We start from the raw sequence: 26,560 nt of genomic DNA, 5'->3' as shown, positions 1-26,560 counted from the left end.
CAGTGATTCCTACCCGAGGTTCATTTTAAGGTTGGGCCTGGGCACTCACCGTGCCGGCTTTTGTTTTAATAAATTCGCGAAAACTAACATCTTTCCATACATCTTTAAAATCCTTCTCTAACGATTCGGAAGTCCAATACTCTGGTTTCAAATCTGCGGCTAATTTAAATTGTTCTTTGGTTTTTGAAAGATCGCCTTTTTTAGAATAACATCTGGCTAGCAAATAGTTTCCTGCAGAAGAACCGGAAACTTTTTGTAGAATGGATATAGCAGAATCCACCTTTCCTGAATAAAAATAATTTCTACCACGATAAAATAAATACTCTCTCGACTCTAAGTTTGCCGGGACTTTTTCCAAAACTGTAAAATAGGCTTCCGCTTTGTCGAAGGCATTGGTTTCCGTATAACGTCTAGCTAACTTGATAAATCCCACTTGGTATTTTTCAGGAGTTTGGGTCAGATCAGAAAATTTGGAATCAATAAACTCAGAATACTTAGTAAAACTAGTTTCAAACTTTTTTGTCCGTTTTCCTGCCTCAAACATACAGACAAAACGAAACATATGAGACTCAATTTGTTCTGGATTGAGAGAAAGAGCTTTGTCAGCAAAAGAAATACAATTCTCCCAATCAGATTTCTGTTCATACAATCTTGATAAAGCCAAAAGTGGAGGATCTTTTTGTAATTGTTTGTACGCCTGATGGAAGGAAGTTTCTGCTTTGTCTAATTCGACTAACTTTTGATAGGCGATACCTTCATTTAAATAAACATAATATAAAAATACATTAGTGTCTTTAGAAAATGGATTTTTTTTGGCACGTTCAAAAGATTCAATGGCAGCTTTAGGATCGTCTTGTCTCAGTTTTACAATCCCTAGTTTATAATGGTATCTTGATCTAGATGGATTTTTTTCGATCAAAGTTTTTAGATTGGTTTCTGCTAAATCATATTTTTTTTCTTCAAACAAAGCTAAAACATAATCCCAACGTACATCTTCTAAATTAGGTTGGCCTACTAAAACTTGTTCATAATACTCACTCGGTTTTGTACCTTCTGAGTTATCAGTAACTTCGTCTGGTTTTTTAGTAGAATCTTTTTTTGAATCAGATTGTTTAGGTTCCGCAGGTTTTGAATCTACTTTGACTGTATGAGTATAATTTTGCGTAGAAGAAGGATTTCCTTTATTTCCCACAGCCCGGTTGTATATTTTTTGAACTTCTTCATTTTTTGGATCATATTTCAGATACCGAGCTGCATAAGTTGCTGAAGAATTCCAGTCTTGGTGGTAGTTAAAAAAAAGTGCGAGTTTTAGAAGGACAGTTTTTCTTTGGTCTTTGTCCAAATCCAAATCGGCCGCTCTTCTAAAGTTTTGAATGGATTTTGGATAATCTTTTTTATATTCGTAGATATATCCCAAATACATATATGCCTCACCGTCTTGCGGGTGTGAGTCGGCATGTTTATTAAATTTTTTAATCGCTTCGCCATAAGCTTTTTTTGAAAAAGCTTTTTTGCCTTCCTTCATTGCATCACTGTCAATCGCGAAGACTGTAGTGTGAAGGATTACAAAGATAAAAACTAAGGAAAGATATTTCCGCACGGATTCCAAACTAGTTGGAACCCATGGGAATGAAAGGGATTTTTGGAAAAAAGTTAGATCTTCGTTCTTTCTTCTTTTTGTGCGGCCAAATTTCTCGATGCTCTGAGAACGATACTCATTGTCGTTATTTGTGGATTCACCGATAGTCCTGTAGGGTAAACTGAGGCATCCATGACAAATATGTTTTTATGGCCATAAATTTCCAAATTTAAATCAACAGCTCCCTTTTCTGGATCGTTTGCAGACTGAATCGAGCCATGTGGATGCGCAGAACCGACGGTTAGGTCACCAGGTTTGATGCTTTCTTTCAAAATCCAATCAAAGTTATCATTACCTGTAACTTTGTAAGGCTCTGTAAACCTTGTGAATGGAAAAATGAGTTCCTTTGCACCTGCAGCCACAGTCACTTCTGCGAGGGCTTTGAGTCCTCGAAGCATATTGAGACCGTCTGTAGGTGTTAGTTCAAAATAAACCTTTCGTCTTCCTAAACTGTACTTCACACTCGCATTCGCTTCTCCATCGGCACCATCACGTACAAGTACAATCCCTGCGTTGTATTTGGTGTAGTCTTTCATGACATCAAACTGTTGTTTGCCGTAAAAGGGAACAAGTGAGGAAGCGAGGGTAGGTCTGTAAGGGGCCGCTTCCAACCAAAAACCATAACCCGTTCCATTTTGGTTGTGACCATCTTTGATTACAATCGATTGTGGAGGGCCTTGGAACATTTTGATTTCAGAATCAAATTTACCAAAAATAGTGGATGTGGGATGGACTTTTAGATTTCGACCCACCCATCCATTCCCAATTCCACTTCTTTGTAATAATGCAGGACCTTCAATGGCACCAGCACTGACAATCACAACCGGAGCACTGATTTCCATAATTTCAATGATATTGGTAGGCGCGGTTTCATAAGCATCCGGTGTAAATTCTGCAATGACAGTTTTGATTTTTCCTTCTTTGATCTTTGCTGCTCGCATATTAGAAACCACAATGGCACCGGCTTCAATCGCATCAGGAATCCAAGTTAAAAAAGCCGATTGTTTTGCATTGATAGGACAACCGAGACCACATCGACCGAGACCAATACAACCTCGGTTATTGTTTCGAAGAACCTGTGGAGTGAGTCCGATTTTTTTTCCACCCACACGAAGTACATTATTGTTGGCATTAACCAAATTATCTGGCACTTCATGGACACCCAATCGTTCATGAACTTCAGAAACATAGGAATCCATTTCTTCTCGTGAATATCCTTGCCATCCGAATCTTTCACTCCATTCCGTTGTTACATAGTCTGGTGGATATAAAGATGTTTGCCAGTTCACAGTAGTGGAACCACCAATCGACTTTCCTTGTAAAATCGATAACGTCTGTTCTTCCGTAACAATAAATCCAGCGTCTCGATAGAGTCTTGCTTGTGAGATGAATTCATCAGAGCTAAATTGTGCCGGTGTGAAGTAACTTCCTTCTTCGATAAGCACAACCTTCCAACCGTTACGTGCGAGTTCGCTTGCAGCTACAGCGCCACCAGCACCAGATCCAATGACAACAACATCGGCGCTCAGTTCCCACTTACCGTTTTGGATTTTATTTTCTTTGATAATCTCTGAATGTTTTTTTGGAGTGATGATTTTTTCGTTAAATACTGGAATTCCCATTTGGTCCGCCTTATTGGATATAACCGACAAATTTTTGGTATTCTTTGTCAGAACTTAAAAGGAAAAATGAAATTTGCCTAAGGATGGCATAAACACCACGTTTGAGGCCGAGAGAGGAATGTTTCCACTCTTGCAAACGTTTGATCCTCTCTTCCATAGGAAGTTTTACTATGGGTGTGAAAGAAAAATCCAGTGCTATGGCAGCTAAAATCGAAGAAGGAACACTAGCTAACAGCTGTATAACGCTTTCCGTTTCAATGGGATAAGGGTGTCCGTATACATAATTGTCCAGAGCAAGTCCTAGATCAAAATTCGGAATGGGGTTGTCTTGGAGGAAGACTTCTTGTAAGCTACGAAAACTGTGGTATTGTTCTGGCGAAATCCCCCTGAGGGCCGGAGTGTTCAGACCAGGACCACAATTCACTCCGTGAATCGAAACGGCAGTTAGGGCAAAACATTTGAGAGAAAATTTTAAGAAACGATTTCGCGATAAAGTAAAGGGTGTATACGGCTCCAAGTCTCTTTTCCTTGCTAAGATTTTGAACCCATTGTGTCAGAATCTTGTAAATTTATCACTCATTTTCCTTATTTTCACTGGTTGTATTGGTATTTTTCGAAAGGCACCTGATTATCCATCCATTCGCATTGAAGGTTTGGTATCTTATAGCGAACTTGAGTCGGTTAAGAATGTAAAATGGAACTCACTTGCCAAACAAAGGGATCCAAAATCTGTTACGGCAATCATACTTCATAATTCAGGAAAACGAACGTTTCCCAATTTCTTAAAACTTTCTGTTGAAAATCAATTTATGTTTCATGTCTACGTGGACTCGGAAGGCAATCTCTTTGGAGATCCAAATTTTCTAAATCATGAATGGTCAGCCGCACCCGGTATTGATTTAGAATCCATACATATTGTATACGAAGGCACTCAAGAATCTCTCTATAACAATCGTAAACAACGTGCGATTTTAAACAGAGTGGTTTCTTATTTAGCTGAAGAACTCGACATACCTAAATCCAATTACGATGTCATTTCGAAACGGGGAGTTTTTACTCACAATCAAACCAAACGAAGATTTGGTGGTTTTGTGGATTTTTCTCCGTGTGGAAGTGAACTTGCCCTCAAACAAATCCTATCCGAAATTGATGGAAAATTTTTTGAAGAAGATGATTGGAAAGATCGTTTCGTCACTGGTTGGGTTTTAAAAAAAGAAAACAAAGAAATTTTAAAAGAAACCTTTAAACCTACCAACGGCCGAGGGATCACAAAAGCAGAAAAGATTAACATATCACGAATTGAAAAAGATGAAAAAGGTTTTCCACCAGAAGAATACAGAGTTAAATATCTGTTCCGCGGAAAAATCAAACCAAGTTGTGTGGTTTTGCACTATACTGCCATTTCTGAATATTTCAAATCCCTTCGTACATTAGAAGCAAGAAACCTAACCGCTTCCATCATGGTGGATAATAATGGAAAGGCATACCAACTTGTGGATGTTTTGGAAGATAGGGCTGCTGCTGCCACAGGTACAAATGATAACTGCATCCAAATCGAAATTGTAGCAAAAGATACAGAAGAACTTTTAAAACAGCCGGAACAAATCCAAACAGTGAAAGATCTTGTGACAGAGCTTACAACAAAGTATAAGATCCCCCTATCAAACGAAAAAGTAGAGGACTTATCTGGAGTTTTCAGCCATACCCAAGCCAAAAAAAAATGGGGTGGTTCTATTTTTCTAAACGCAAAAGACTTTGATCCAGGGGAAGATTATATGGAAATGATCTTAAATTCCATTGGTGGCAAATACTATAGTGAACCAGAATGGAAAAATCGAAAGTCTATCGACTGGGCCATTTTATATCGTAACTTTCAACCTTAACGAGACGGAGCCTCTATGAAACAGATCTTACATATTCTTTCCCTACTTTCTATCGTTTTCGTTTTGGACTGCCGTTTCAAAAAGCCTGTCTACCACCTAACACAATCTGAAGCTGAAAGTCGATTTGAAATTTTAGAAGACATTCATTATGAATTGGATGTCCATTTAACTCCGAAAGATTCGTTTGAAGGAAAGGTCAAAATCCGTTTTTTTGGAAAAAAACTTAGAGACCTTCGTTTGGATTATTATGAAGGAAAAATTAAATCCATCATCCTAAACGAAGAAGATTTAACATACCTACCTTACAAAAACGGCCACATCCAACTTCCAGCAAATAGCCTAATGATTGGAAATAATACGCTCACTGTTTCATTCGAAACACCTTATGCCAAAACGGGAAACGGCCTTCATAAGTTCACCGATCCAGATGATAAAGAAGTATATCTTTACTCACAATTTGAAGCCTTCCATGCGAACAAAATGTTCCCTTGTTTTGACCAACCAGATCTAAAAGCTACTTTTCAACTTAATGCTACAGTTCCCAAAAATTGGAAAGTGATTTCTACCACTCTTTCTCAATCCCAAACCAAATCTATAAACTCAGAAGAAGTAACTCATACGTTTCCAGAATCAGCAAAAATTGCGACTTATGTTTTTTCACTTCACGCAGGTCCTTACCAAGTATGGGAAGATAAATTTGAATCCATCCCTCTTAGACTTTTTGTTCGAAAGTCACTTAGCAAATACGTAGACCCCAAAGACTGGTTTACCTTTACCAAAGAAGGTTTTGCATTTTTTAATTCTTATTTTGGTATTCCTTATCCATTCGTAAAATACGATCAAATCATTGTACCTGAATTTAATTTTGGGGCTATGGAAAATGTAGCATCCGTTACATTTTCAGAACGATTTGTTTCTCGGGCCCCCATGACAAGATCCCAGAGGGAAAATTTATCTGATGTAGTTTTACATGAAATGGCCCATATGTGGTTTGGAAACTTAGTCACAATGCGATGGTGGAATGGTTTATGGCTGAACGAAAGTTTTGCGACCTATATGGCAAGTTTAGCCCAAGCAAAGAATTCCGAATTTAAAGAAACTTGGATTAGTTTTTTTGAAAAAATGAAACAATGGGCTTATGATGAGGATAGTTATATTACAAACCATCCTGTCGAAGCAAAAGTATCCGACACAGAAGAAGCATTCACCCAATTTGATGGAATCACTTATGGAAAAGGAGCTTCTGTCCTCAAACAATTGGTTTATTTTATAGGGGAAGATGCCTTCCAGAGAGGAGTTCAAAATTACCTTCGTAAGTATTCCTATTCCAATTCTACACTTGCTGACTTTTTAAAAGAACTAGAATTTGCGAGTGGATTTCCTATGAAAAAGTGGTCCAAACATTGGTTGGAAACCAAAGGAACCAACCAAGTAGAACTAACAACTCTCTGTGCGGACAACCAGTTTTATTGGAAAATTGTCCAATCCGCGCCAGGTTTAGAAAATAAACTTAGAGACCATAAAACAGTCCTCGGACTTTACTTTTTTGATAAACCAAACAAACAACTCTCCTTTCAGGAAGTTCCTGTGATTTATTCCGGTCGTTCTACGAACGCTATTTTTCCTGTAAACACTTGTCCAAATTATAGTTTTATCAATGCAGAAGACCATGACTTTGCAATTTGGAAATGGACAGAACCTAACAAAGAAAACTTGGAATATGTATTGGAATTTGATACAGATCCTATGCGAAAACTCATTCTGTGGACAGATTATTTTAGACAAGTACAACTTGCTAATATCACTTTTGATGAATTTAAAGACACTGCTATCCGTTTGTATCCAAATGAACCAGACACAAAAATCAAACGTTGGATTTTATCTCGTTTGGCTTCCGACAACGGTTCCACTTATGTAACTAGTCGTTTTTGGTTTCCAGAAGAAAAACGGATTCGGGACTTTGATGCCTTACAAACTTTTTTATGGAAAGAGCTAAACCAGGCAAAACCAGGAAGTGATGAACAAAGGTATTTATTTAATTCGTTAATTGACTCTAGTTATACGCTCACAGCGAAAAAACGTTTGTATGATTTTTTAGAAAACAAACTCTCTGTCACTGGCTTAAAAATTGACCAAGACTTAAGATGGAGTCTAATCGTAAAACTTAGTTCCTTAGAAACAAATAGAACTCAAATCCAGGCAATCATTGACCGAGAGAAAAAAATTGATCCATCCAGTCGTGGAGTGAACTCAAGTTTGGCGGCAGAAGGGGCTGAACCCAATCGTTCTGTAAAAGAGAAATGGATCCAAATTCTACTGAATCCCAAATCAAGTAAATTCTCCTCCTCAACTTTACGGGTTGTTTCGTATTCCTTATTTCCGGAACATCAAAAAGACATTCAACTTAGTTTTTTAGATACCTATTTGGATGCACTAGACAAGTTCAGTAACGGGGAAGATGAAAATTATTTAGATGCCTTTGCTAAAAGTTTAGCACCTGATTTTTGCACTGATGAAACTCTTCTCATTTTAAAAAAGTTTACTGGCAACCATCCAAAACTTCCTGCACCGGTTAAAAAAACTCTTTTGAAACAAATTGATTCAGAAAAAAAGTGCATCCAAATCAAAAACAAACATAAAGAACTCATTAACAATTAAGGAAAATCTTTGAATCGAGTTTTAAGTTTTTCTATTTTACTAGTTTTAATCTCTAGTTTGTTTTTCATCCACTGTGCCTCCCCTGGTTTTGGTCCCAGGGGATTTTTGTATACAAAGACAAAAATCGGAATTTTTGGTACAGGGGAAACTTCAAAACGAAGGGCTACTTCTTGTGTACACTCTGTACTTGGTCTTTTATCTTATGGTGATGCTTCTTTGGAATTTTTAAAGTCTAGATCGAAAATTCAAAATGTCACCGAGACAAATTGGACAACTTTTGCCATCCTCGGTATTTATGCGAATTTATGTGTAGAAATCTCAGGAAACGAATGAAAACAAAACTCCCCTTTTTACATTCATTCACTTTGGGAATTCTGGTTCTCATTGGTTTCTTTATCAACGGTTGTGTAAACTTGGGACAACCACAAGGATTAGGTCCAACAGGACTTTTGTATGCATCCTATTCGTTAGGTTTGTCTGAAAGGAACTTACCCAAACAACCGTTAAAAAAGGGGAAGGCTTGTATAAAACGGTATGGATTTCTTTTTACTTCTGGAAATGCAAGCATTGGTACTGCTGCTAGTGCCGGAGGGATTGTAGATATATATAGAATAGAGAAAGAGGCTACAAACTACCTTTCTCTCTATTCTTCGCTTTGTACTGTGGTTTGGGGAATTTAAGGTTTTTTCCGAACCACTGAATCCAATAAATCTGGATAGTCAGAGATAATTCCATCCACTCCACAATTGACAAGTCTTGTCATTTCTTTCTCCGTATTTACAGTCCAAGGAATCACCAACATTGATTTGTTATGCGACTCATTCACAAACCTTGGTGTTACATACAGAAAGTAAGGAGAAATGATATCGGCTTTTTTGTCTTTTGCTACATTAAGAATTGTTTCTCGATATCCATTTCCTAGACCAATTGTCATTAAAAATCCTTGGAAGTAAGTAGGAACGAACAAGGCACTTGTTTTGATTTTTGGATTTTTTAGTTTGGAAACGACCAAGGTGCGAAGATCAAACGATTGAATGGTGGACCTTTCCGTAACCTTATACTTTTCAATGATTTGGATTAGTTTTTCCGTATGTTCTTTTACCAGACTATCGGGAGCGGATCCATCATCAGGAAATTTTGTTTCAATATTGAATTCATAAATCTCTTTTGATTTTTTTTCCGTAGCAAGTGCTTTCTCAAAAAATTCTTCTAAGGATAGAAGTTTGGTTCCAGGAACAGGAATTTGTTTTGGAAAGTTTGGATTTTTTTTAGATCCACAATCATAGGTTTGTAACTCAGCCAAAGTCAGTTCATAAAGAGATGTTTTTTTTATCTCTGTTCCATCCGCATTTTGACAAATGACTGGATTGGTTTCGGAATCATGATGAATGACCACTCGTTTGTCTTTGGTTAGAACGGTATCAAGTTCTAAGGTAACCATTTTATATTTGATCGCTTCTTCAAAAGCGGGCCAAGTGTTTTCCGGTTTGAGTCCTCTTGCCCCTCGGTGGCCTTGTAAATCGATTTCTTTACGTAAACGTGTGGGAGGTTCCACTGTTGCACAATTGGTGGAATAAAGTGCAATGCAAACTAAGAGTAAACTAATTCTAAATGATTGGGTTTTATACATCAATGGTTTCCTTTCTAATGGGTTCCATCGTAACCGTTTGTAATGATTATAAAGAAATTTTTCGAATGGTCATTTAAAAAGAATACCCTCTTTACCTCTAAGAAATAGGGAAATACCCGTTACCGAATGGTCTTTGAATCACAAAACATAGAAAAATATTGAATTCGAGGTTAAGAAATAAGAAAAGGCTGGAAAAAACGAGCACACCACCTAAGGTAACCTCGGTGGCGGACTCCAGAAAGGAAATTTAGCGTAATTAGAGCCTAGCGGTTCTTTCCAGCTGTAAGTCAACCCGATCCATGCGAATCTTATTCCTTCGGAACGTTTAAAACGTTTTTGGAGCCGTTTCAGACCGTTATTAACGGAATTTTAGATTTTTTTTTAAACCATGGAAAAAGTAAACCCGTTCAGAAACTACCGAGAGAAACGAAAACTTACAAGAGTCGAACTATCAGATAAATTGAATATTCCGAGATCTGCCATCGAACTCTTAGAATCGGAAGATTGGATCCGATCTAAATTTGATTATGTCGTTATAGTTGCAAAAGAGCTTGGGTTGTCCCTCATCGATCTGATTAAACGTGAATTTGACTACGACTTAGAAAAAGAATTTTTTAATGAAGAAGAATTTGAAGAGATCGTAGCTCGTTATGCTAACGCAAGAGTGACTTTGATTCTATCAGAACTCAAACTATTCTGTCGAAATGCAAAAGTACGTTTGGATGATTTTGATATTACGGAATTTTCATTTTCTATGGGGAACCTTCATAAACTGATCACCTTAAACCAAAGGTTAGAACGTGGTGAAATTACATCCAAGGATGCTTTAGTAGAATTTCCGCCCAAATGGGGTAAGTTCAGTAACCGAAATAAATAAAAACTAAACTTGCGGACTAAACCACAAGTTCGTCTTCTCCCGCACGAGCCACAACGATCTCGCCCGCTTCTTCCAGTTTACGGATAATGTTTACAATTTTTTGCTGAGCATCTTCCACGTCTTTCAAACGAACTGGACCCATAAAGTCCATATCTTCCCGAAGAAGGTTTGCTGCACGTTTGGACATGTTTTTAAAGATTTTATCTTGTAATTCAGAATCCACAGACTTAAGGGCTTTCGCCAAATCAGTGTTATCTACTTCTCGCATTACTTTTTGAATCGCACGGTCATCGAGTAATACGATATCTTCGAATACGAACATCCGTTTTTTAATCTCTTCTGCAAGTTCTGGGTCTTCTTCTTCCAGGGCTTCGATAATGGTTTTCTCTGTTCCCCGGTCTACCAAGTTCAAAATTTCTACCACGGAATCGATACCCCCAGCGGAAGTATAATCCTCTGATGCCAGAGTGGAAAGTTTCCGTTCTAACACGCGCTCTACTTCTCGGAGTACGTCTGGTGATACCCGGTCCATGGTTGCTATTCGTTTGGCCACTTCTGCCTGGATTTGGTGTGGTAAGTTGGATAGGATGTTGGATGCTTTTTGCGGATCCAAATAAGATAAAATAAGGGCAATGGTCTGCGGATGTTCCCCCTGGATAAAGTTGAGGAGGTGGGCCGGGTCCGTTCTACGAATGAAGTCGAACGGCCTTACTTGTAAGGACGATGTCAACCGGTTGATGATATCGATCGCTTTCTGGTTTCCGAGAGCTTTTTCTAAAAGGCCACGTGCAAAGTCGATACCACCATTGGTGATAAATTCCTGAGCCATCATGAGTTCATTGAACTCAACGAGAACTTTTTCTTTGTCTTCTGGAGTGATTTTATCTAAACGAGCAATTTCAAACGTGATTTGTTCGATCTCGTCTTCACGGAGGTGTTTGAAGATTTCGGATGCCACATCGTTTCCAACAGCAACCAAAAAGATGGCGGCCTTTTGTCTTCCTGTAAGCGATGGCTTCTTATTGATCATACTTCGTCCCGAAATCCGTACTACTTAGTTTATCGGCCGGGTCCCAAAAAAACAATGAGATTTATTCTTCGGGAAAATTTGGGACTGAAGAAATCCAAACCAACGCAAAAACATAGGAATTATAAAACCGGATCAATTTCCCATACCAATTTTTTATGTTGACCGGTCTATTATTTTTGAAATGGATGGTTTATGGGCATAAAAGGTGGAACCACAAAACAGAGAATGATCGAGGTGATGGCTGAACATTTGGAAACGGGAGGGTATGGAGCGAGTGGACTGAGTGAGCTTGGAAAAGAAACCAACACTCCGAAAGGTTCTCTCTACTTTCATTTTCCTGGTGGGAAAGAAGAACTGACAAGCCTTGCCCTTCTCCATTCTGGTAAGCAACTGAATTTGTTTTTTTTGTCCGTTTTGAAAGATACTGATTCACCCACAGAGGCCGTCAAACAAGTGTTCCATGCTTTGGAAGAACGGATTGTTTCGAGTGATTATAAAAAGGGATGTCCCATTGCCACAACGGCAATGGAAACTTCAGGTTCTGTTCCTATGGTTTCCGATGCCTGCACAGAAGTTTATTCCTTATGGCTAAAAACTTTTGAATCCTACCTAGTGACAAAGGGTTACCCACTTCGTACTTCTAAAAATCTTTCACTATCTCTACTTTCTTTATGGGAAGGAGCTTTGTTACTTTCCAAACTCCAAAAGTCTCCTGAACCACTCCGTGTTGCTGCAAAAACTGCCGAATCACTCTTCAAACAAAATTAATTTTTTATAAAGGATAACTATCGAATATGAAACTCAAATCAAAAACTCTGATTGCAACTAGCCTAACTGCACTTCCCCTTTTTCTCTTCCTTCTTTATTTTTTAGGATATCCCAAGGAAACGATTGAAGATACATTCTCAGGACAAAAAGAAATTGAATTTCAGATTCCAAAACCAAAGGGGAAATCATCTCTAGTATTTTCGATTCTCAAAACGGGAGAAGCAAAAACATTAGAAGCCTTTGTAATCGAAGGTGGATCTGTATTTAAGATAGTGACAGTGGCTCACTCCGGTTTTTATATCCAACACCCCAAAGGTAATTTTTTATTTGATACGGGTCTTGGAACCAAAATCAACGAACAGTTTCAGGTTTTTCCTTTGTATTTAAAAATATTAATGGAATATCAATTGGTACAAACTGCAAAAGAACAATTAGAAACAAATGGTGTAAAACTTGATTCTATCCAAGATGTTTTTTTCTCTCATTTACATTGGGATCATGCGAGTGGATTGAAAGACTTTCCATTTGCAAAAATACATACTTTACCTAGTGAATTAAACAATCCGAAGATTGAATTAGGTTATATTTCCTCACAGTTTGATGGAAGTTCTGTACATTGGAGTCATTTACAATTTCAAAATAAACCTTATGCGTCTTATGCAAAAAGTTTTGATTGGTTTGGGGACGGTACCGCAGTTTTTGTGCCGATGAAAGGCCATAGCGAAGGATCTGTTGGTTTATTTTTAAATACCGAAAATGGACAAACCTACTTTCTTACAGGAGATATTGTTTGGAGGCGAGAAGGTTTTAGCAACAAAAGACATAAACCAAGAGGCGCACGTTGGATTGTAGATTACGACAAAGTCGCTCTTGGAGAAGAAATATCCCGAGTCCATGAACTTTTAAAATTGAATCCAGAGTTACAAGTGATTCCAGCCCATGATCATGATGTCCAATCCCCTCTTGGATTTTATCCGCTCGTGATTGGGAAAAATAAATAAATTTTTATTTATTTATGATCTTGGAGAATTGAGTTCCAATCCAATAGAGAAATTCCTCATCTGATATGAAAATTCTATTCATTGATTTTTTGCTTTGGTTACTTTCCTTAGTTAGTTTACTTTTCTATTTCACGAAAAAAGTGAATCTTCTACTTTTGTATGGAATTGTATTTTTAGGATTACTTTCAATCGTCCGAATCAGTTGGATTTTGTATGATTGCGTTTTTAGAAGGAAAGGGAATTTTTCGTTTTATATCCTCTCTTCCCTTTCTTTCGTATTGAATGGAACTAATGTAATCTTTTTATTTTTTCTCTTTCTTTTGGCATTAGGTTTCACTGGTTCTCATTAGTTTGACTAGTTTGCGAAAGTAGAGACTTCATTCCTTTCAAAGATAGTTCCAGTTTTTCTATTTCTTTGTACAAACTGTCCCGATTTTCTTGAATTTCAGTATGATTCAAATGAGCATTACCTACCAATTGGTGGTAGTCCAACGAAAGTTGGTGAAGAGCAGATTCCCAATGTTTCGGTTGGATCCTTTTTTTGTTCCAATACCATTTTTTTCCCCACTGGAAGAGGATCTGAAACAAACCAATCGCATGCAAAGGAACCAAAATATATAGGGAAACGATGATGACCTTGGAATAAGTTACCTCTTTGGAAAACAGTCCCCAAAAATAGATCCAGAGAGCTGCGAGTAACAAAACTGCAATCGTGAGATTGGTTTTAGGAGTTTTGGGAGAAACTGAATTGAAAATGGAAAGGAGGATGACAGAAAAGATGAGTAAGAGGAGAACTTCCCAAGGGACTAAAGTAAAAAACAAATCCCAAAACTTTTGAAAATTCTCCCAACTGGTTTTGATCTGGTTGATGGTAGTTTGAATTTCGAGAATTTGGTTTTGGATTTTTTGAAAGAAGTCTGTGATCGCCGACATGAAGCAAATACTAATCAAAATCCAAAATCATGCAAGTGGTTTCTTTAGCAAATTCTTAGCTCCAAAAACCACAAGAAACCTACTCATATTATATTCTCTGATAGCCATCCCCTTTTTCATTTATCATGAATCCCATTTGCCTTGGCACTATATCTTTGCACTTTGTATCATTTCTCTAATCGTTGGATTATTCATCACTTATGCCAGTTTGTATGTCATCCAAAGGTATTGGTCAGAAACTTTCCATCCATTCATTGAGTTAGGTGTTGTCGTTGTATTTATATTTGCTCTATGGCTCACAGAAATTTTAGTCTTTGAGGCCGGAACTGTATTTTTGTTTTTATTTGTAGCCATTGCTTTTTTCATTCGAGTTTTGCGAATCGAAGAGTATGCACGTCTTTTAGTTGCAGCCTGTCTTATTGCAAGTAATGCATTGATTGCTTTTAAAGCATTACAGGGAGCAGAAGTTTTATCAGCATATCTTCTTTTCAAAAACAAATACCAAATTGAGGAAAAGGATCTGAATGGTTGGGTGGTCACTGACAACAACCAATATTGGAATGAGGAACTCCAATTGGGATTTACTCTTCCCGAAGGATTTTACTTCTTTAAACCAGAAGACTTAACCATGGAAAACAAAACAGGAGCAGGCCAGATTGCCGGCCTACTCGCTTTCAGTGATCATGATGCGGAAAGATATCCATTTGTTCGGATTTTTTATTTTCCAGATTATTTAGGTTTTCAAGAAAACCAAGCGATCTCGGAGTTTTCAGAATTTCTTAAAATCCAAGTAAGCAAAGGTGATATTGAAGACATTCAAGAAATTCAACAAAAAGAATTGGAACCATTTGTTCTGACATCCAAGTTTTGGACTTTTTATGATCTACTACGTCCCCGTTATGCGAAAACTGGTTTTATACTTGTAGAAACACCAAATCACGACAAACTTTTGTTACATATTACAGAAAATTTGGAAAAAGGCGAAATCCACGAACAAGGCATTCGTGATTTCCTATCTTCAGTTCGATTCGGAAATCGATTGCAAAGCAATTAAAGAAAGTGGATCCACTAAGATATCGTTTACTTTTGCACCTAAATGAAGGTGCGGTCCCGTAGACATTCCTGTAGAACCAACAGTACCAATTTCTTGTCCTTGTTTGACTACATCGCCCACTTTTACTTTGATTTCTTCTTGGTGCATATAAAAAGAGAATATCTTATTTCCATGATCTAAGATCGTAAAATTACCTTCGTAGTAAGTTTTACGTGCAAGGACTACCACTCCATCTTGGATCGCATACACGGGTGTTCCTGTTTTTCCGCGAAAGTCTACACCACCATGGGGACGACCTTGTTTGTTATTATAGTCTCGTCTAACATAGAATCTACTGGTAATAAATATCTTTTCCAAAGGGTTTTTAAAATTACCTAAAAATTGTAGTCTGCTTTGTTTTGAAAAAGCTGCTTCCTTTGCTGTTTTACATTCTTGGATAAAATCTAAAGTTTCTTTCGGAAGTTCTTTGGTAACAAACTTCTCATCCACTTTGATCTGTTGGTTTTTTTTGATTACTTGGAACTTAGTTGGTTCTAAAATGATTTGGTATTGTTTTTGTCCCCGTTTGACAAAAAAGATTTTTGATACAATTTCCAGAGTCATAGCCCCTGCCGGTGTGTCTGGAGAAATGGGCAAAAAAGCTACCATACTATTTTCTCGTTTGGTCAGGATCACATCTTTTCCTAACCAACTGATTTTATAGGATTCATTAATCCATTTTTTATCTTTCGGTGTGAGACGTAAAAAAATCACTTCTCCTCTTCCGAATCTTCTAGCTTCCATAAGTAAGGAAAAATTCTTTTCTTCTTTTTTTACAAAATAATTAGAAGGAGTGGATCTTGTAGGTTTTTTTTTGACCTCACGAGATTCCGCAGGTACCGCACGCACAAAAGATAAAATTAAGATCAATAAGGATAATAGCCGTATCATCTCTTTCAATTTCGGCTATTTTGTTTTAGCAGATTCGTTAAATTTTTGTACGAAAACAACAAAATCTTCTGCAGGAAGAGGTTTGCTATAAAGATATCCTTGGATCATATGACAACCCAAATCGTGTAACAAATCCCTTTGCGCGACATTCTCAACACCTTCTGCAATGACTTCCATACCTAAGGAATGTGCCATATTGATAATTGCCTTACAAATGGCTCTATCATCTTCGTTTAATTCCAAATCAATTACGAAAGAACGATCGATTTTTAAAACATCAGCATTGATTTTTTTAAGATAACTTAAAGAACTGTAACCAGTCCCAAAATCATCGATAGAAACTTTAATTCCCAGGCCAGATAAATATTCAAATGCTTCGATACTTTTTTCTGGATTTTCCATAATTGAACTTTCTGTAAGTTCTAATTCAATTTCTTCAGGGTTTATATTATATTGAAGAATTGTAGACTGGACCCGATGAGACCAATTAGCGCGCGCTAGTTGTTTTCCGCTGACATTGATACTTACAGGGAAAGTAGGAAGGTTTTGTTCTTTCCAGACTTTTTTAAGCCGACAGGCTTCTTCTAGAACCCAATCACCAATCCTTTCAATAATACCAGAATCTTCTGCCACAGGAATAAATTCAACGGGTGGCACCCACCCTCTTTCTGGATGTTTCCAACGAATCAGAGCTTCTGCTCCGCATACTTGGTTGGTGACAGTAGAAATCTTTGGCTGGAAAAAAAGTAGAAGTTCCTCGTTTTGGATGGCCTTTCTCAAAGAGTTTTCAATGTACAAACGTTTCTCCGAACGAAGGATGAGTTCGTTCGTATAGAATTTATAATTATTCCTACCAAGTTCCTTTGCCTTATACATTGCCGTATCTGCATTCTTTAAAAGTTCTAAAGAGGATATGCCGTCATTTGGAGAAAGGGCAATTCCCATACTGATGGTTGTAAACAAGTCACGACCCATGATGTGAAAAGGTTGGCTTAAAATATCTAGAATTTTTTGAGCAAATTCGGCAGCTGCACTTTTATTAGGTACATCCACTTTTAAAATGGCAAATTCATCTCCACCAAATCTCGCCACTGTATCTACTTCTGTCATGACACGTTTGAGTCTGGCACCAACCATCTGAAGAAGGATATCGCCTTTGGTGTGGCCTAAACTATCGTTAATAAACTTAAAGTTATCGATATCAAAAAAATAGAAAGCAAGTAATGTCTCTGTTGACTTATGATTTTTTAAAGCTTGGTTTGCGTGATCAATAAATAATGTACGATTGGATAAACCTGTTAATGCATCGTAATACGCTAAGTAAGTAATTCGTTCTTCGGAAAGTTTTCTTTCCGTAATATCAACGCCAAAACTAATAAATCTTTTTTGATCTGTTTCTGTATCATCGATAGGAATGTATTTTCTTAATAGATACGTAACCTTATCGTTACTATCTTGAATGAGTTCTTCAAACTGAACAATTTCGTTTTCTTTGGCTGCAATTTCTAAATATTTTTTTCTTTTCTCATGAAAATCTGCAGGTAGTTCCAACCTCTCCGCTAAATCCACATCTGTTTTCTTAAATAACCATTTTCTTAATTCTTTATCAGACAAAAAAACTGGATTAGTATATTCATATTGAAAATTTGCATTCAACACAGCAATATCAGAGTCTAGATTATCTAGAATAAATTCATAAAAAGCTTTTTGATTTTTTACTTGTTCTTGCGATCGTTTTCTTTCTGTTATATCACGAAATGTGGCCCAAATTGCCATTTTGCCGTTTACGGGAAACAATCGAAACGAAGATTCTGTAGGAATCAATTTTCCTGACTTTGTTTTTAAAGCAGTACTTTCAATTAAGTTACCTTCAAATTCTTCATCTTCGTCCACTTCTACAGGAGGCATAAAGAAGGAAAATTCTCGTCCTACTATTTCTTCCAAAGGATAATCCAATACAACCACAGCTTGTTTATTTGCGTTGATGATCTGTTTGGTGCCTGGATCGATCTGCATTAAAATGTCTAATGACTCTTCAAACACATTCTGAAGTACGATTACCTTTTCTCTGATTTTGTCATAAGCAATGGAACGATTCATATCTTCTATCAATCGCTCAGCAAAGTTTAGTACTAAATCTAATATACCTATTGAATAGATTTCTTCTGTGAGATGTAAATAGGTTGGATGGGCCGCTCTTGCTAATTCATTAGGTGCTAATGGCTCAACAGAGAGTAAAATATAAGGAGATTCAGGAAATTGTTCAAAAATAAATTTTTGTTTATCTAAAACTTTGGGATCATTCCAAAAAAAGAAGACTGCGGATTCTTGGATTGTGCCTGGTTTAATATCTAAGATAGAATGAAAGCTATGTACATTGCAGGTTTCAATGTTGGTTATGTCGCGTAGAAGTCGGTTGTAGAAATCATGATCAAACTCTTCAATATAGATAGTGATGTGTTTGAGTGACATGACCTAGGCATAGTAGACGAAAAATCCTTTTCCTTACAATTGATTTTTTTGACCATTGCTTTGTATCCATTCTGCTTATCTTATTGATTAGAATGAAAATAATATGACCAATTTTAAGACATTCCTAAGACATCTGTCATGATTTTGTCAGTGTTCGAAAAAAAAGGCAAAACGATAAAATGAATTTGATTCTCAATACCAGTGCACAAGTTTGGATAAAAATGACCGAGGTTCTATGAAATCCCTTCTAAATAAGACTAAATTACTGATCGTTTTGGGTTTGATTGCTGGACTTACTTTCCAGTGTGAAAAGAAAAAAGAGGAAGACCTAACTCCTATCATAGCTCTTGCGGCTTTGACAACTTCTGCTGGCGACTGTTCTGTTTCTGCTTCTGGTAAAGCAACCATCAACACTTGGACCACTGATGTTACAGGAACTACTGCAGGAACAATTTCCAAATTGGGTTCAGTTCCTGTTGTAGGACATACAACTGCTGCCATCAAGTTAACTTCTGATGCATCTACAATTCTTACTGTAAATGGAAGTGCTTTCATTATTATTTACAAAGCGTCGGCATGTCCTTTGACAACAAGTAATGTTGCAGCTACACCAAGCAATTTTTCAATTGCAACAGCAACTGATTCCAATAGTGAATTTCCAAGTTCCTATAAAATCACAAACCAAACGGCTACCATTACTTTCAACGGAGCTCAGGGAGCGGGTGACTATTATGTATTCATTTACGCGATTCCAAGAAACGGGCAATCGGCAGCTGTGAACTATACTTTTACCCCTTAACAGTGATTCGATTCCTTAGCATTGGTTGTTTTCTATTACTGACTAGTTTTTGTGCCCGACAAGAAAGTGCCTTGTCGGACCAAAAATTATTTGTAAATCAATTGGTCACAAATTTGATCAATGCGGGGAATCCCAATGCTCTGGATAAAATTGTATTTTCTCGGGCCAACGGCGACGGAAGTTATACAACAAGATTCAATGCGACCAATTTAGATTTTTACATTTACTTTCAATTCGAAGGGAATAAACAAATTCCTTTTTCAGAAAAAGATTCCCTTACCTGGGATATTGCATTTAACAGATACAAGGCGGCAACTAATTCAGGAGAAACCAATCGTTTTGGCCTCGGCGGTGCTTGTAAAAGTAACACCACTGACTTTGGAGTTGCTAGCTCAAATTCTGCTTCAAGCCAAGGATGTAACACGTTTACTGTTGATGTCGCTACGACCACACAAGGAATTGGAGGAGCAGGAGCCGTATATATTGGAAATGCAATCGTTACGGAGTGGTACTTTTACACCATTGGAAACTTAACTCCAAAACCTGATATTTTCCTCATTCGTTCTGGAACAGGACTCGCTACCTATGCCGTTCATATAGAAAATTATTATAGTGATGCGGGAACTTCTGGTTATCCGACCATCCGATGGAAAAAACTTCCCTAATGCATTCTTTCTTTCAGTTTTTACTTCCTATCCTCTGTCTTTTTGTACTTTTTATTGGTGAGGTTCATTCCCAAACACGTCCTCGTGAAACTGGAAAAAAAACCAAAACGGAAGACCAAATACCAAACACTACCACAGCTCCACCTTCGGTCCCGACGGAAACAATTCCTACGGATCCAAATTTACAAAAAACAGGAACTACTACACCGAATGTTTCCACACCAGAAGAAGGCAATAAAGAGGAAACAAATTCTGAGGAAGTGGACCGGTTCAAAGATTTAGATAATAAAAATGGAATTGTAGTTACTGGTTCTCGTGGGGAGCGACGACTCAAAGATTCCGCCGTAGCGACAGAAGTAATATCCAGAAAAAGAATCGAACAAACAGGAGCACGTAACTTAGGTGAGGTGCTAGATACTCAAATCGGGATTAATGTAACTCCATTTTTTGGAGGATCCCAAGTACAAATGCTCGGGCTCGATTCTAAATACGTACTTTTTCTAGTAGATGGACAACGTGTTGCAGGAAGGTTGAATAACACTATCGACCTTACTCGATTCAAAGTACAAAACATTGAACGAGTTGAAATAGTAAAAGGAAGTTCTTCATCTTTATACGGTGCCGATGCCATTGGTGGTGTTATCAATATCATCACCAAACAAGCAGAAAAACCTGAACATTACCAATTCCGAACTTCGTATGGAAACGGTAGACAAACTAACTTTGGAACCCAAGGCGAAAAAAACATGATCGCCGATGTGGGTTTTAAAAATGATTTTGTTGCTACAAATTTTTTTGGCGGATTCAACCAATCAGCAGCTTACGATTTAGATCCAAAAACTCCAGCGACCACTGGAAATGCATTCCAAGACAACAACTTGGGTGGAAATATGATTTTCAATCCCGATGGCCAATTTAAGGTAAAAACTGGAATTAATTATTTAAATCGGAACCAAGCAGGAGTTGATTCGAGAGCCAATGGCGGTGTTTTCGATAGAACCAATTTAACTAACGACTTTCTTGGGTTAGGTGCTCTAGAATATTCCTACGGAAAACGAAATATGGTTTCACTACGTGGAAATTTTTCTCGTTGGGAAAATCACTATAAATTAGATCAAAGAAATTCCAATGAATTGGATGTAAAAGAACTCACAAATGAATTTTCATCACAGGGCGTAGCTCAAATTGATCATGAAATCAATAAAGACCATATGGTTACTGCCGGGGTGGAATCTTATTCTGAAGAATTACAATCAGACAGATTACAAAGAAGAAATGCATATAGAACTAGAAGAGCAGCCTTCATTCAAGATGAATGGGTTATCTGGCGCCAAGGCTTTGTTTGGCGATTGGTTCCCGGAGTTCGACATGATGTGGACTCTCAATTTGGTGGACAAACCACACCAAAAATTGCGACCAAAGTAGATATCACAAGTAACTTAGTTTTTCGTGCCAGTTATGGAAAAGGATTCAGACCACCATCATTTCGAGAACTATATTTACGTTTTGAAAACCCTGGTGTGGGTTATGTTGTGGATGGAAATGACAAACTAAGGCCAGAAAGATCAACAACAGTTAACGCCGACCTTGAATACACGCCATATAAATTTTGGACACTTTCTCTTAGTGTGTTCCGAAATGATATCACTGATCTCATCCAATATAGTTTTGGAACAAGAACTAGTGAATTTGCAAACTTCCAATTAAAGAACATTCAAAGAGCCTATACCAGAGGAGTGGAAGCAGGATCCCGAGTTCGATTTCTTAAGTATTTTGCTTTAGAACTAGGATATAATCAAACGGACACTCGTGACCTAACAACAGATAGACCATTGGAAGGAAGAGCCCTTCACCAAGGAACAATGAACTTTTTTGTGAACGCACCAGGTGGTTGGGAATTTGCCCTTCGTGCCAAACGTTTAGACAAACGGCCGTTTTATAGTACAACCAATGAATTTACTGCGGGTTCCAGTACTGCACTAATCGACCAACAAACCAAAAGCGTAGAAGAAAATAACAAAGTAGTGTATGGAAAGCCTTTCACCCTTCTGAACGTCAGAATGGAGAAAAAATTCTTTGATGGAAGGATGTCTTTGTTTTTAGGAGTAGACAACGTCCTAGACCAATACGAGCTTACATACAATCCTATACGTCCCAGGTTTTACTATGGTGGACTCCAAGCCACTTTTTGAATTCAAATTTCATAAAACAGTATTAATTGTTTTTGTTCTTTATTGCCTGTCTGGGATAGCTATATACTCCGATGAATCAAAGTTAAATGCGAAACAATCCAAAGTTTTAAAGGAATCCTTTTCCTATTTGGAATCTCTCGAACCAAAACGGATCAAAATTGATAAACCTACCTACAACCGACTTACACAATTTGAATCTATTTTTAAGTTTGGTTTTTCAGGAAAAAAACTTTCTCGTTGGATTCAATCTCGGATCAAAAAATACTCTTACGGATCCACTGGCGACTATATTGCAATGTATCATGATGGGGATGTATTACTCGGTCGCGCTTTTTTTAGTCTAAATCGATTGGATCGAGTCATAGTTTTATTACATGAAGCAAGACATGCGGATGGAAAAAATTATGGTCACGTGGTTTGTCCCGATAACTTTCAATTTCTCAATCCACGTGATTGGAAAATTCATCCTGCAGGCAAAAAAGGTTGTGACGATGTACCTGATGGCGGTTACGGAATCACTGCTGCTTTTTTATTTGAACTAGGTGCGTTCGGTTATCTCAACCAAACGGAGGCTGCTTATCGTTATAACTCAGAAATTTCTAGAGTGATTCGAGATTAATACAAACAAGCTAGTTTTAATTCAGGATCGTCTGCAATCTTTGATTTTAATCGAGAGATAATTATTTTGGATCGTGAAGCAGAATTTGCCTCTTTTGTTTTTTCGAAGATAAAAGAATGTTCTTCTTTCATCAGTTTTCCGAGTTCTTTACTATGAGTAGGACATCCTAATAACGAAGCAAAAGCTTGTATCCTTTCTCCATTTCCACTTGTAGTTTCTAACTCTAGTGGTTGTTCATTATAAGTTACAAATACTTCCTGAGCTCTGTCGGCTCTGACAATTCCATCATTAGTACAGTTAGAAGTTCCCGATGTAATTCCGAACGTTTGGGAAGACAAACTTCCGTTGGTAGTAGCAGCAAGGACTTGTCCAATATCATTTTTCCATACTGAAATCATAGAACCAAGTCCACAACCAGCCATTCCATAGGGCTCCGCAAAAAGAGAAGCAGAAGTAAAAAGACAAATTAAACTAATGATAGTTAGTTGAGTTTTAAAAATGAGTCGGATTCTACGATTGAACATAGAAACCTCCGTACTTAGATTGAAAATAATGAATCAGAATTACGATCGATTTGGGGAAGTTGGTGGCCTTGCGCTAAAATTTCTCCCGACATAGAGAGAACTGCCCATGTTTTTTCTTCTTTCGCTTTGGTTTGCATGGATTGGATCATTGTATTTGTGAATGATTCCAATTTCTGATGAAGGACGGTATTTGGAAATGTAGTTGGTTTCTTTTCTTGTGCTTCAGTCGATCTCATGCAATTTGTTTTCCCGGTTGTCTATAGGATCGGCGAAGGAGCCGGAATGACTAAAGTTTAAAAAATGGAAAAATACAGTCAAGGAAGAGACATAATTCCGAGGAGGAAAAATGAAAAGTCCAACTTCTCCTTTTCCCGAACCATCCGAATGCCAAACTTGACCAAAAACCACTCTGTACGAGGACGACCTTGCTTACCCCTCAAATCAATCTCTTTAAGAAATCCAATCCCATCCTAGCCCAGGTGATCGCGAACACCCGTTTGACTCCGGAACCAGGTAAGGGAAAACGTCCAACCAAAGAAGGTGACTCCGCAGTCCACCGAATCACGATCGCCATCGACCACAATACCTATCCCTATATGATCGGACAAAGTGCTGGCATCATCCCTCCTGGTGTTGATCCAGAAAAACAGGCCAAAGGATCGGCCGACCCATCCTATACCATTCGTTTGTATTCGATCGCGTCACCATCGTTCAGTTTTGGCCAAACCAAAGACAATATTGAATTTGTTGTCAAACGCGACAATGTGTACGATGAAAATGGGAATCTAGTCCATAAGGGAGTTTGTTCCAATTATCTTTGTGATTTGAAACCTGGTGATACAGTCACGATGACAGGGCCCGCAGGCAAAAAATTCTTACTTCCGCAAATGGATTTTACTGGCGATATCTTCTTTTTTGCCACAGGAACAGGAATCAGTCCATTTTTGGGAATGGTAGAAGAACTCCTTGTCCAAAAACTCATCTCCTTTCAAGGGAATCTTTACTTGGTATATGGTGCACCTTATACTGATGAAATCGTTCTAAGAGATTATTTTGAAGGAATGGAAAAAATTCATTCCAATTTTCATTTTATAACAGCAATTAGCCGAGAGGAAAAAAACTCCTTCGATGGCGGAAAGATGTACATCACTCACCGTGCAAAAGAAAATGCAGAAACGATTAAAAATGCTGTCAATGGAAACGGTAAGTTTTATATTTGTGGCGGCCCGAAGGGAATGGAAAAAGGAGTGATACAAGAAATCATGTCCGCTTGTGGAACTGATCTTTCGTATGATGAATTTAAAAAACACCTAGAGGAAAAAGAACAACTTTTTGTAGAGACGTACTAACATGGCAAAAACAGGAATCATTCGAGACATTGATAAAGGTAGAGGAGAAGTCATCCGCGTGGAAATCTCCGAATACAAAGGCCAAACTTTTTTTAATATTAGAGTTTGGTACACCGATCCAAATGGAGAATTAAAACCTACGCAAAAAGGCATAGCCATTGCACCGACTCTTGTAGGTGAATTAAAAGAAGCTATAGAAGAAGCAGAACGTTGGTTAGCATAAACAAACTATTAGTTAGTATCTCCTTCGTTTGCATAAATAATCCTTTGTAATACTTCTTTCGCAGAGGATACATTTTCTGCCACACGAATGTGGTTGTACAACCGAGTGATTTCAAAAATCTTTTTAACGGAATCATGAATGTTGGCAACCACAAGTTCTCCCCCACGGCGCCGTAACCATCCCACGATTTGAATCACCATACCAATCGCAGACGAATCAATATGCGATGTATTTGCAAAATCAAAAACAACATACCGAAATCCTTCTGACATTTTTTGTTCCATCAGAAGTTTGATTTCAGGACATTTATATAAATCTATATCTCCCACACTATGGTATTCAAAAATTTGATCATGAACTAACACATCTTTCAAATCTAACTTTTCGGGACCTTTCATCATCATTTGAGAATTCATAAATAGATGTTTGTTCAAATCATCTGATTTGGTGGTAATTTTATTTTCTAATACTTGTAATCTACTGAGAACCGATCCCAACGCATTGGGAGCAAAATGTAAATTGGTTTTTATATCTTGAATGAGTCCAAATAACAATGTTTTGGCGTCTTCTATATGACCACGTTTGATAAAATCTGATATTTCCTTAATTCCGAGAGTTGCATTGGCGATCAGAATTTCGACAAGAACATCAGGGTCTTGTTTACCACGATTATTTCCTCTCGAAAACCGAAAGGATTCTTTCACAGACTCCAAAGCATTTTGTTGTAATAAATTATAATAGGAAACGTTTACTTCACAAAATGGTGCCTCCGCTTGGTTCACCCGATCGTCAATTTCCAAACGTAACACTAAATTGCGAATGTCATCCGCTCTAAGATCACCTAACTGGAGATTGATTTTTTGTCTGGAAATAGTTTTGGAATCTCCTAAAAACTCATCAAACTCTTCCGCAATTTGGTGAGAAGTTTCCGATAGAACCTGTTTTAACCGGACACCGGGAGCCAATTGTAATTCTACATCGATCGCTTGCGCATAGAGTGCGCCAATGTCACCAAATTCTTCAAAAAATATATCCGATGCTTTTTCTGGATTGTCAATGTAATGAAAATTCCCTCCACCAGCTTTGGCAATTTCCACTAACATCTCTTCATTAAAATCGTTTCCCACTCCGATGGTTGTGGTAGAAATTCCCATTGCCAAATGGTCCGCTGCAATCTTTACTAAAGCTTCTTTTTCCTTGATTCCCGAAGTAGGATTGCCATCGGTAAGTAATAAAACGCGTTTATAAGCGTTTTGTATTTTGGATTGGCTAAGACTTTTTAAGGCAGACAACCACCCGCCACTCAGATTGGTTGAAGTAGCTACTTGAATGTTTCTAATTTTATCAGTAACAGAAACTTTTTCTGTTAGGTGGGTTACTGGTTGAATGATTTGTACATCTGCAGAATAAGCGATGATAGTCACAGCATCATGTCTTGTAAGCCAATTGACAAGTGCACAAGAGGCATCAATGACCGATTCCATTTTTTCACCTTTCATCGACCAACTTTTGTCCACAGCAAGACCAATGACCAAAGGTTTACGTTCATCGATTTTTGGGTTGGCAGGTGTTCGAAATCGAAGTAAGAGATGGTTTTCTTGTACCTCTTTTTCTTGAATCAATGGAAATTCCAATTTGGCATCTACGAACATGACCATAAAATGAAATTCTGAATAAATGTTTTCGCAAGAA

Annotated in this window: 26 protein-coding genes; 15 read left to right on the top strand and 11 right to left on the bottom strand. The window is 37.7% G+C overall.

Going from position 1 to position 26,560, the window contains the following annotated elements:
* Nucleotides 1-25: 25 nt before the first annotated feature.
* From LEP1GSC203_RS04345 to LEP1GSC203_RS04335, 3 genes are read right to left on the bottom strand one after another with little or no spacing between them, the layout of a single operon-like run.
* Nucleotides 26-1,609: a tetratricopeptide repeat protein gene (locus LEP1GSC203_RS04345; RefSeq protein ID WP_039937121.1), complete on the bottom strand. Its 1,584-nt coding sequence runs from the start codon at nt 1,607-1,609 to the stop codon at nt 26-28.
* A 44-nt stretch (nt 1,610-1,653) separates the two neighbouring features.
* Nucleotides 1,654-3,261: a GMC family oxidoreductase N-terminal domain-containing protein gene (locus LEP1GSC203_RS04340; RefSeq protein ID WP_002972686.1), complete on the bottom strand. Its 1,608-nt coding sequence runs from the start codon at nt 3,259-3,261 to the stop codon at nt 1,654-1,656.
* A gap of 10 nt (nt 3,262-3,271) precedes the next feature.
* Nucleotides 3,272-3,778 carry a hypothetical protein gene (locus LEP1GSC203_RS04335; RefSeq protein WP_198008544.1) on the bottom strand — a complete coding sequence of 169 codons (507 nt, stop codon included), beginning with the start codon at nt 3,776-3,778 and terminating at the stop codon, nt 3,272-3,274.
* On the opposite strand from LEP1GSC203_RS04335, the gene LEP1GSC203_RS04330 reads away from it, so the two are divergent.
* From LEP1GSC203_RS04330 to LEP1GSC203_RS04315, 4 genes are read left to right on the top strand one after another with little or no spacing between them, the layout of a single operon-like run.
* A complete protein-coding gene (locus LEP1GSC203_RS04330) occupies nt 3,720-5,144 on the top strand; it encodes a peptidoglycan recognition protein family protein (RefSeq protein ID WP_002972582.1) in 1,425 nt (474 codons plus the stop codon). The genes LEP1GSC203_RS04335 and LEP1GSC203_RS04330 overlap by 59 nt on opposite strands.
* Nucleotides 5,145-5,159: 15 nt before the next feature.
* Complete coding sequence (gene pepN / locus LEP1GSC203_RS04325; RefSeq protein ID WP_002972666.1) at nt 5,160-7,802, top strand: aminopeptidase N; 2,643 nt, start codon at nt 5,160-5,162, stop codon at nt 7,800-7,802.
* 9 nt (nt 7,803-7,811) lie between these two features.
* Nucleotides 7,812-8,135, top strand: coding sequence for a TRL-like family protein (locus LEP1GSC203_RS04320; RefSeq protein WP_002972349.1), 324 nt, complete (start codon nt 7,812-7,814; stop codon nt 8,133-8,135).
* The gene (locus tag LEP1GSC203_RS04315; RefSeq protein ID WP_002972249.1) at nt 8,132-8,482 is read left to right on the top strand and encodes a TRL domain-containing protein; all 351 of its coding nucleotides are present in this window, start codon (nt 8,132-8,134) and stop codon (nt 8,480-8,482) included. The genes LEP1GSC203_RS04320 and LEP1GSC203_RS04315 overlap by 4 nt, the downstream gene beginning before the upstream one ends.
* Here the strand turns inward: LEP1GSC203_RS04315 and LEP1GSC203_RS04310 are convergent.
* Nucleotides 8,479-9,432, bottom strand: coding sequence for a glycerophosphodiester phosphodiesterase (locus LEP1GSC203_RS04310; RefSeq protein ID WP_002972478.1), 954 nt, complete (start codon nt 9,430-9,432; stop codon nt 8,479-8,481). The two genes, LEP1GSC203_RS04315 and LEP1GSC203_RS04310, sit on opposite strands and share 4 nt — an antisense overlap.
* Before the next feature lie 388 nt (nt 9,433-9,820).
* Here LEP1GSC203_RS04310 and LEP1GSC203_RS04305 point away from each other — a divergent pair, with 388 nt between their 5' ends.
* A complete protein-coding gene (locus tag LEP1GSC203_RS04305; RefSeq protein WP_002972769.1) occupies nt 9,821-10,309 on the top strand; it encodes a helix-turn-helix domain-containing protein in 489 nt (162 codons plus the stop codon).
* A 16-nt stretch (nt 10,310-10,325) separates the two neighbouring features.
* Here the strand turns inward: LEP1GSC203_RS04305 and fliG are convergent, their stop codons facing one another.
* Entirely contained in the window at nt 10,326-11,339 is a 1,014-nt protein-coding gene (gene fliG / locus LEP1GSC203_RS04300) for a flagellar motor switch protein FliG (protein WP_002972333.1), read from the bottom strand.
* A 192-nt stretch (nt 11,340-11,531) separates the two neighbouring features.
* On the opposite strand from fliG, the gene LEP1GSC203_RS04295 reads away from it, so the two are divergent.
* The 3 genes from LEP1GSC203_RS04295 (at nt 11,532) to LEP1GSC203_RS04285 (ending at nt 13,458) form a co-directional block, all read left to right on the top strand.
* Nucleotides 11,532-12,107, top strand: a complete 576-nt coding sequence (locus LEP1GSC203_RS04295) for a TetR/AcrR family transcriptional regulator (RefSeq protein WP_002972169.1) — start codon at nt 11,532-11,534, stop codon at nt 12,105-12,107.
* Between the two features lie 26 nt (nt 12,108-12,133).
* A complete protein-coding gene (locus LEP1GSC203_RS04290; protein ID WP_002972712.1) occupies nt 12,134-13,108 on the top strand; it encodes an MBL fold metallo-hydrolase in 975 nt (324 codons plus the stop codon).
* 65 nt (nt 13,109-13,173) lie between these two features.
* Complete coding sequence (locus LEP1GSC203_RS04285; RefSeq protein WP_002972488.1) at nt 13,174-13,458, top strand: hypothetical protein; 285 nt, start codon at nt 13,174-13,176, stop codon at nt 13,456-13,458.
* On the opposite strand, the gene LEP1GSC203_RS04280 is transcribed toward LEP1GSC203_RS04285, so the two are convergent.
* Entirely contained in the window at nt 13,442-14,041 is a 600-nt protein-coding gene (locus tag LEP1GSC203_RS04280; protein ID WP_002972905.1) for a hypothetical protein, read from the bottom strand. The genes LEP1GSC203_RS04285 and LEP1GSC203_RS04280 overlap by 17 nt on opposite strands.
* Here LEP1GSC203_RS04280 and LEP1GSC203_RS04275 point away from each other — a divergent pair.
* Nucleotides 14,040-15,095 carry a hypothetical protein gene (locus LEP1GSC203_RS04275; protein ID WP_002972664.1) on the top strand — a complete coding sequence of 352 codons (1,056 nt, stop codon included), beginning with the start codon at nt 14,040-14,042 and terminating at the stop codon, nt 15,093-15,095. The two genes, LEP1GSC203_RS04280 and LEP1GSC203_RS04275, sit on opposite strands and share 2 nt — an antisense overlap.
* Here the strand turns inward: LEP1GSC203_RS04275 and LEP1GSC203_RS04270 are convergent.
* Together LEP1GSC203_RS04270 and LEP1GSC203_RS04265 are read right to left on the bottom strand one after the other, a co-directional pair.
* Entirely contained in the window at nt 15,060-16,025 is a 966-nt protein-coding gene (locus LEP1GSC203_RS04270) for a M23 family metallopeptidase (protein ID WP_039937117.1), read from the bottom strand. The two genes, LEP1GSC203_RS04275 and LEP1GSC203_RS04270, sit on opposite strands and share 36 nt — an antisense overlap.
* Nucleotides 16,026-16,040: 15 nt before the next feature.
* Nucleotides 16,041-18,497 carry a sensor domain-containing protein gene (locus tag LEP1GSC203_RS04265; protein WP_002972540.1) on the bottom strand — a complete coding sequence of 819 codons (2,457 nt, stop codon included), beginning with the start codon at nt 18,495-18,497 and terminating at the stop codon, nt 16,041-16,043.
* A 235-nt stretch (nt 18,498-18,732) separates the two neighbouring features.
* On the opposite strand from LEP1GSC203_RS04265, the gene LEP1GSC203_RS04260 reads away from it, so the two are divergent.
* The 4 genes from LEP1GSC203_RS04260 to LEP1GSC203_RS04245 all read left to right on the top strand — a co-directional run bounded on the left by LEP1GSC203_RS04260 (nt 18,733) and on the right by LEP1GSC203_RS04245 (nt 22,772).
* Nucleotides 18,733-19,296 (top strand): LIC20153 family lipoprotein, encoded by a 564-nt coding sequence (locus LEP1GSC203_RS04260; protein ID WP_002972763.1) that lies wholly within the window; start codon nt 18,733-18,735, stop codon nt 19,294-19,296.
* A gap of 71 nt (nt 19,297-19,367) precedes the next feature.
* The gene (locus LEP1GSC203_RS04255) at nt 19,368-19,961 is read left to right on the top strand and encodes an HmuY family protein (protein ID WP_002972737.1); all 594 of its coding nucleotides are present in this window, start codon (nt 19,368-19,370) and stop codon (nt 19,959-19,961) included.
* Nucleotides 19,961-22,153 carry a TonB-dependent receptor plug domain-containing protein gene (locus tag LEP1GSC203_RS04250; RefSeq protein ID WP_002972917.1) on the top strand — a complete coding sequence of 731 codons (2,193 nt, stop codon included), beginning with the start codon at nt 19,961-19,963 and terminating at the stop codon, nt 22,151-22,153. The genes LEP1GSC203_RS04255 and LEP1GSC203_RS04250 overlap by 1 nt, the downstream gene beginning before the upstream one ends.
* Nucleotides 22,128-22,772: a hypothetical protein gene (locus tag LEP1GSC203_RS04245; RefSeq protein ID WP_039937114.1), complete on the top strand. Its 645-nt coding sequence runs from the start codon at nt 22,128-22,130 to the stop codon at nt 22,770-22,772. The genes LEP1GSC203_RS04250 and LEP1GSC203_RS04245 overlap by 26 nt, the downstream gene beginning before the upstream one ends.
* Here the strand turns inward: LEP1GSC203_RS04245 and LEP1GSC203_RS04240 are convergent.
* A complete protein-coding gene (locus tag LEP1GSC203_RS04240) occupies nt 22,769-23,296 on the bottom strand; it encodes a DUF3015 domain-containing protein (RefSeq protein ID WP_002972230.1) in 528 nt (175 codons plus the stop codon). The two genes, LEP1GSC203_RS04245 and LEP1GSC203_RS04240, sit on opposite strands and share 4 nt — an antisense overlap.
* 14 nt (nt 23,297-23,310) lie before the next feature.
* The gene (locus LEP1GSC203_RS04235; protein ID WP_002972608.1) at nt 23,311-23,532 is read right to left on the bottom strand and encodes a hypothetical protein; all 222 of its coding nucleotides are present in this window, start codon (nt 23,530-23,532) and stop codon (nt 23,311-23,313) included.
* 189 nt (nt 23,533-23,721) lie between these two features.
* Here LEP1GSC203_RS04235 and LEP1GSC203_RS04225 point away from each other — a divergent pair, with 189 nt between their 5' ends.
* Together LEP1GSC203_RS04225 and LEP1GSC203_RS04220 are read left to right on the top strand one after the other, a co-directional pair.
* On the top strand, nt 23,722-24,645 hold the full coding sequence (locus LEP1GSC203_RS04225) for an FAD-binding oxidoreductase (RefSeq protein ID WP_002972943.1): 924 nt from the start codon (nt 23,722-23,724) through the stop codon (nt 24,643-24,645).
* Nucleotide 24,646: 1 nt separating this feature from the next.
* Nucleotides 24,647-24,868: a transcriptional coactivator p15/PC4 family protein gene (locus tag LEP1GSC203_RS04220; RefSeq protein ID WP_002972855.1), complete on the top strand. Its 222-nt coding sequence runs from the start codon at nt 24,647-24,649 to the stop codon at nt 24,866-24,868.
* Between the two features lie 8 nt (nt 24,869-24,876).
* Here LEP1GSC203_RS04220 and LEP1GSC203_RS04215 read toward each other — a convergent pair whose 3' ends face one another.
* On the bottom strand, nt 24,877-26,526 hold the full coding sequence (locus LEP1GSC203_RS04215) for a VWA domain-containing protein (RefSeq protein ID WP_002972493.1): 1,650 nt from the start codon (nt 26,524-26,526) through the stop codon (nt 24,877-24,879).
* Nucleotides 26,527-26,560: the final 34 nt, after the last annotated feature.

Source organism: Leptospira terpstrae serovar Hualin str. LT 11-33 = ATCC 700639 (genome assembly GCF_000332495.1).
Taxonomy (GTDB): Bacteria; Spirochaetota; Leptospiria; order Leptospirales; family Leptospiraceae; genus Leptospira_A; species Leptospira_A terpstrae.
This window is presented reverse-complemented; position numbering and strand designations above follow the sequence as displayed.

Excerpts from the sequence above, each read along its gene's own strand:
- LEP1GSC203_RS04340 (WP_002972686.1), bottom strand. The coding sequence starts at position 3,261 with ATGGGAATTCCAGTATTTAACGAAAAAATCATCACTCCAAAAAAACAT.
- pepN (WP_002972666.1), top strand. The coding sequence starts at position 5,160 with ATGAAACAGATCTTACATATTCTTTCCCTACTTTCTATCGTTTTCGTT.
- LEP1GSC203_RS04315 (WP_002972249.1), top strand. The coding sequence starts at position 8,132 with ATGAAAACAAAACTCCCCTTTTTACATTCATTCACTTTGGGAATTCTG.
- LEP1GSC203_RS04310 (WP_002972478.1), bottom strand. The coding sequence starts at position 9,432 with ATGTATAAAACCCAATCATTTAGAATTAGTTTACTCTTAGTTTGCATT.
- LEP1GSC203_RS04305 (WP_002972769.1), top strand. The coding sequence starts at position 9,821 with ATGGAAAAAGTAAACCCGTTCAGAAACTACCGAGAGAAACGAAAACTT.
- fliG (WP_002972333.1), bottom strand. The coding sequence starts at position 11,339 with ATGATCAATAAGAAGCCATCGCTTACAGGAAGACAAAAGGCCGCCATC.
- LEP1GSC203_RS04295 (WP_002972169.1), top strand. The coding sequence starts at position 11,532 with ATGGGCATAAAAGGTGGAACCACAAAACAGAGAATGATCGAGGTGATG.
- LEP1GSC203_RS04290 (WP_002972712.1), top strand. The coding sequence starts at position 12,134 with ATGAAACTCAAATCAAAAACTCTGATTGCAACTAGCCTAACTGCACTT.
- LEP1GSC203_RS04285 (WP_002972488.1), top strand. The coding sequence starts at position 13,174 with ATGAAAATTCTATTCATTGATTTTTTGCTTTGGTTACTTTCCTTAGTT.
- LEP1GSC203_RS04275 (WP_002972664.1), top strand. The coding sequence starts at position 14,040 with ATGAAGCAAATACTAATCAAAATCCAAAATCATGCAAGTGGTTTCTTT.
- LEP1GSC203_RS04280 (WP_002972905.1), bottom strand. The coding sequence starts at position 14,041 with ATGTCGGCGATCACAGACTTCTTTCAAAAAATCCAAAACCAAATTCTC.
- LEP1GSC203_RS04270 (WP_039937117.1), bottom strand. The coding sequence starts at position 16,025 with ATGATACGGCTATTATCCTTATTGATCTTAATTTTATCTTTTGTGCGT.
- LEP1GSC203_RS04265 (WP_002972540.1), bottom strand. The coding sequence starts at position 18,497 with ATGTCACTCAAACACATCACTATCTATATTGAAGAGTTTGATCATGAT.
- LEP1GSC203_RS04260 (WP_002972763.1), top strand. The coding sequence starts at position 18,733 with ATGAAATCCCTTCTAAATAAGACTAAATTACTGATCGTTTTGGGTTTG.
- LEP1GSC203_RS04250 (WP_002972917.1), top strand. The coding sequence starts at position 19,961 with ATGCATTCTTTCTTTCAGTTTTTACTTCCTATCCTCTGTCTTTTTGTA.
- LEP1GSC203_RS04245 (WP_039937114.1), top strand. The coding sequence starts at position 22,128 with ATGGTGGACTCCAAGCCACTTTTTGAATTCAAATTTCATAAAACAGTA.
- LEP1GSC203_RS04240 (WP_002972230.1), bottom strand. The coding sequence starts at position 23,296 with ATGTTCAATCGTAGAATCCGACTCATTTTTAAAACTCAACTAACTATC.
- LEP1GSC203_RS04235 (WP_002972608.1), bottom strand. The coding sequence starts at position 23,532 with ATGAGATCGACTGAAGCACAAGAAAAGAAACCAACTACATTTCCAAAT.
- LEP1GSC203_RS04220 (WP_002972855.1), top strand. The coding sequence starts at position 24,647 with ATGGCAAAAACAGGAATCATTCGAGACATTGATAAAGGTAGAGGAGAA.
- LEP1GSC203_RS04215 (WP_002972493.1), bottom strand. The coding sequence starts at position 26,526 with ATGGTCATGTTCGTAGATGCCAAATTGGAATTTCCATTGATTCAAGAA.